Raw genomic sequence first — 3557 nt, 5'->3', positions numbered from 1 at the left:
CGATGGCCGACTGGGCCGGCACCCGCACCGGCCTGTCCTACATCCCTCCGGGCTCGCCGTGGCGCAACGGGTACGTCGAGTCGTTCAACAGCCGGATCCGCGACGAGTGCCTCAACATCAACAGCTTTTACTCGCTGCTGCACGCACAGGTCATCATCGGCGACTGGAAGGACGAGTACAACCACCACCGCCGGCACTCCTCGCTCGGCTACCTAACCCCAGCCGAGTACGCTCGGCAGTGCACCCATCAAATGGAAACCGACGACTCACAGAACGTCCGGACCGAATGAAGGGGGCGGCTCACAACCCCGCGAACCGCATGGATTCGCGCCCTGACAATTTGTCGCCCAACTCGGAGTTGGGCGACAACCTGACGGAGTTGGGCGACAATCGCGACTTTGCCGACTATAAGGATCGCGCGCGGACTAACCCTCAAGAACCCTCATCTGTCCGTCCGTCAGTCCGTCAGTCCGGTGCAGTGCGCGCGGAGACGACGACGGACGACGGACGACGGACCGATCAGGCCATCGACGGTGGGGAAGGCGTGGGGCTGGTCCATCGGGGCGTGGTCCTGGCGGACCTGGTTCAGCGGGTGCCGGCGGCTGCGGACCTCGGAGACGGGCAACTGCGGTCCATCGTGGACGTGGTCTTGGCGCGGGCCTCGGGGCCGGTGCGCAAGCCCACGGCCTTCGTGGCGCGGTCGTTGGCCTCGGAGTTCGAGGAGTTGGTCGCGGTGACCCGGCCCCGGCCGGTCGCCGTGGCTCAGACTCCGGCTGCTCCGGGGCAGGTGCGTGAGCTGCGGACCGGTGAGCCGTGCCAGGACCCGGACGTGCACGTTCCGGCGTATGGGCAGGCCGTGCTTGCGGATTGCCCGCACTGCCGGCTGGAGCGTCGGGCGATGCTACGGGCGTTGGTGGAGGCGGTGGAGTGATGGCCGGGCAGGCGGACCGGGTGGCTCCGGCGGGGATGGTGCTGGTGACCGGTGACGAGCTGGCGGAAGCGGTGGCCTCGGTGCGAGGCACGGTGGTGGCCGTGCTCGGACCGTCGGGCAACGGCGACGTCGTGGAGGACGTGCTCCAGAGCACGTGGGAGTCCGCGTGGCACTCCCGGGAGCGGTTCGATCCGGACCGGGGTTCCCTGCGGACCTGGGTCGGCACCATCGCCCGGAACCGGGCGGTGGATCATCTGCGGGCGGTCGGCCGGTCGCGGGCGGGCCAGGAGGCGCTGGAGGCTTCCGCGGTGGCGCGGGAGAAGACTGCGGTGTCGATGGTCATGGAGGACCCGGCCGAGGCTGTGGTTGAAGCGCTGGCTGCACACCGGGAAGTCGCGAAGGTGATGCGGGTGGTCGAGTCGGTCATGGAGTCCGCGGAGATGACGGCCCGTGCCCTGGCCGTGGTGCTGGCGTTCGGGGATGACGTCGTGGCGGCATCGGAGGCGATGGGCGTCTCGGTGACCGCACTGCGTCAGGCCCGGCGTGAGCTGGTGCGCTGTGCCCGGGTGGTCCGGGCGGCGCAGGAGGTGGCCCGTTCGGGGCAGGCGGTGACGATGCGCGTGCTGATCAGCTGCCTTCCCGACGACGGGGACGCGGGGGACTGGGCGCGGCAGGTCGCGCTGGCCTGCGCGCAGGCGGGGGGCCGGATGGAAGCGGTCACGGTCGAGGACGTCATGCAGGCCACCGGGTTCAGCCACTCCACGAGTCGGCAGTACCTGGCCGAGACACGGCACCTGCTGAGGGTGGCGACAACGGTGATCCGAAACGAGAGGGCAGAGAAGTGAGCGAACAGTCGGAGTTCGATCTGAATCAATACGTGCGGAAGAGTCGTCAGAAGCCGTTCGTGATCTACGAAATGAGCGAACAGACGGAGTTCGAGCAGAGCCAAGACGTGCCGGAGGGGCAGGAGCCGCGCGTGGTCTACGTAGAGCGGGACCGGGGGCTGTTCGCGTCCGTGCGGCGGCTGCGCCAGCGCACGGGTGAGGCCGGGCGGCGGTGGGTGGCGGAGTCCGTGGACGCGCCACTGCCGACGTCGTGGCAGGAGCGTGTACCGGACATGTGGGACTCGGGCCGGGGTCGGTGGGTGATCGCGGCCGTGGCGATGGCGGTGCTCTTGGTGTGGGTGCTGGTGGTGGTGCAGGCGATGGCGGGCTGACAGACCTTAGCGGTGGCGACCGCGAACCCAGGACGAGACTCGGCAACGAAGCAAGAGCGGGTCGGACGAGCGACGAGGAGTCGGACATGTTGAACGGCATCAACCCGGACGGGCTGTCGGGGTGGTCACAGATCAGTGGATGGGTGGTCGGGACGGCGCTGGTCGTGCTGATCCTGGCGGTGGGTGCTGGCGTGGTGCTGGCGGTGTGGGGCAGGGCCTGGTTTTCGCCTTCGCGCAGATCGACGCGGGCGGCGTCGAGCTCACCGGTGACGGCGGGTTCGTGCCCGCGCTGGTCAAGGCCGCGCTCGAGCGGGGCCTGCAGGCCGAGCTGACCAGCCATCTGGGCTACGAGAAGGGCTCGAGCGAGGCGCTGAAGCACGCCAACTCCCGCAACGGGACCACCCCGAAGACCGTGGAGTCCGAGGTCGGGCCGATCGAGCTGGACGTCCCGCGAGACCGGGGCGGGTCGTTCACCCCGCGCCTGGTGCCCAAGGGCCAGCGGCGCCTCGGGGGCCTGGATGACATGATCATCAGCCTCTATGCCGGCGGAATGACGATCCGGGACATCCAGCACCACCTGGCCTCCACGATCGGCACGGACCTGTCGCACGAGACGATCTCCAACATCACCGACGCCGTGAGCGAAGAGGTCCTGGCGTGGCAGTCGCGGCCGCTGGAGGAGTTCTATCCGGTGATCTATCTCGACGCAATCCGGATCAAGATCCGAGAGAACAGCCAGGTCCTCAACCGTGCCGCCTACATCGCCGTCGGCGTGGACCTCGAGGGCATCAAGCACGTGCTGGGGATCTGGGTCCAGGACACCGAGGGCTCGGCGTTCTGGGCCCACGTCTGCGCCGATCTCGCCAACCGGGGCGTGCAGGACGTGCTGATCGTGTGCTGCGACGGGCTCAAGGGCCTGCCGGAGGCGGTCGAGGCGACGTGGCCGGACTCGATGGTCCAGACCTGCGTGGTTCACCTGATCCGGGCCGCGATGCGGTTCGTGGCCTACCAGGACCGCAAGAAGGTCGCCGCCGCGCTGAAGCCGATCTACACTGCCCCCAACGAAGAGACCGCGAGGAAGGCGCTGGCCGAGTTCGAGGCCTCCGAGCTCGGCACGAAGTACCCGTCTGCAGCCGCGACCTGGGCGAACTCCTGGGAGCGGTTCATCCCGTTCCTGCAGTTCCCACCCATGCTCCGCAAGGTCATCTACACGACCAACAGCATCGAGTCGCTGAACTTCCAGCTACGGAAGGTGACCAAGAACCGCGGCCACTTCCCCTCGACCGAGGCGGCGGTGAAGCTGCTCTGGCTGGCGATCTGCAACATCGAAGACAAACGCGCCGCCGAACGCGCTCGGGACCGGGGCAAACCCGCCGGCCAGCGCAAAGCCCAGGGCCGGCTCGTCGAAGG

5 protein-coding genes are annotated in these 3557 nt (G+C 68.6%); all 5 read left to right on the top strand.

Annotated features, from left to right (window positions below):
* A partial coding sequence (locus tag J1M40_RS07100) for an integrase core domain-containing protein (RefSeq protein ID WP_206450558.1) occupies positions 1–290 on the top strand: 290 nt, incomplete at its 5' end.
* Between the two features lie 188 nt (positions 291–478).
* Positions 479–931 carry a hypothetical protein gene (locus J1M40_RS07095; protein ID WP_241252150.1) on the top strand — a complete coding sequence of 151 codons (453 nt, stop codon included), beginning with the start codon at positions 479–481 and terminating at the stop codon, positions 929–931.
* On the top strand, positions 931–1776 hold the full coding sequence (locus J1M40_RS07090; RefSeq protein WP_241252149.1) for a sigma factor: 846 nt from the start codon (positions 931–933) through the stop codon (positions 1774–1776). The genes J1M40_RS07095 and J1M40_RS07090 overlap by 1 nt, the downstream gene beginning before the upstream one ends.
* A complete protein-coding gene (locus tag J1M40_RS07085) occupies positions 1773–2147 on the top strand; it encodes a hypothetical protein (protein WP_241252148.1) in 375 nt (124 codons plus the stop codon). The genes J1M40_RS07090 and J1M40_RS07085 overlap by 4 nt, the downstream gene beginning before the upstream one ends.
* A gap of 205 nt (positions 2148–2352) precedes the next feature.
* Positions 2353–3557, top strand: a 1205-nt coding sequence (locus J1M40_RS07080; protein WP_342356892.1) for an IS256-like element ISMlu11 family transposase, incomplete at its 3' end; no start/stop codon positions are given.

This window comes from Micrococcus sp. KRD026 (genome assembly GCF_017168445.1).
In the GTDB taxonomy this organism is placed as follows: Bacteria; Actinomycetota; Actinomycetes; order Actinomycetales; family Micrococcaceae; genus Micrococcus; species Micrococcus luteus.
This window is presented reverse-complemented; position numbering and strand designations above follow the sequence as displayed.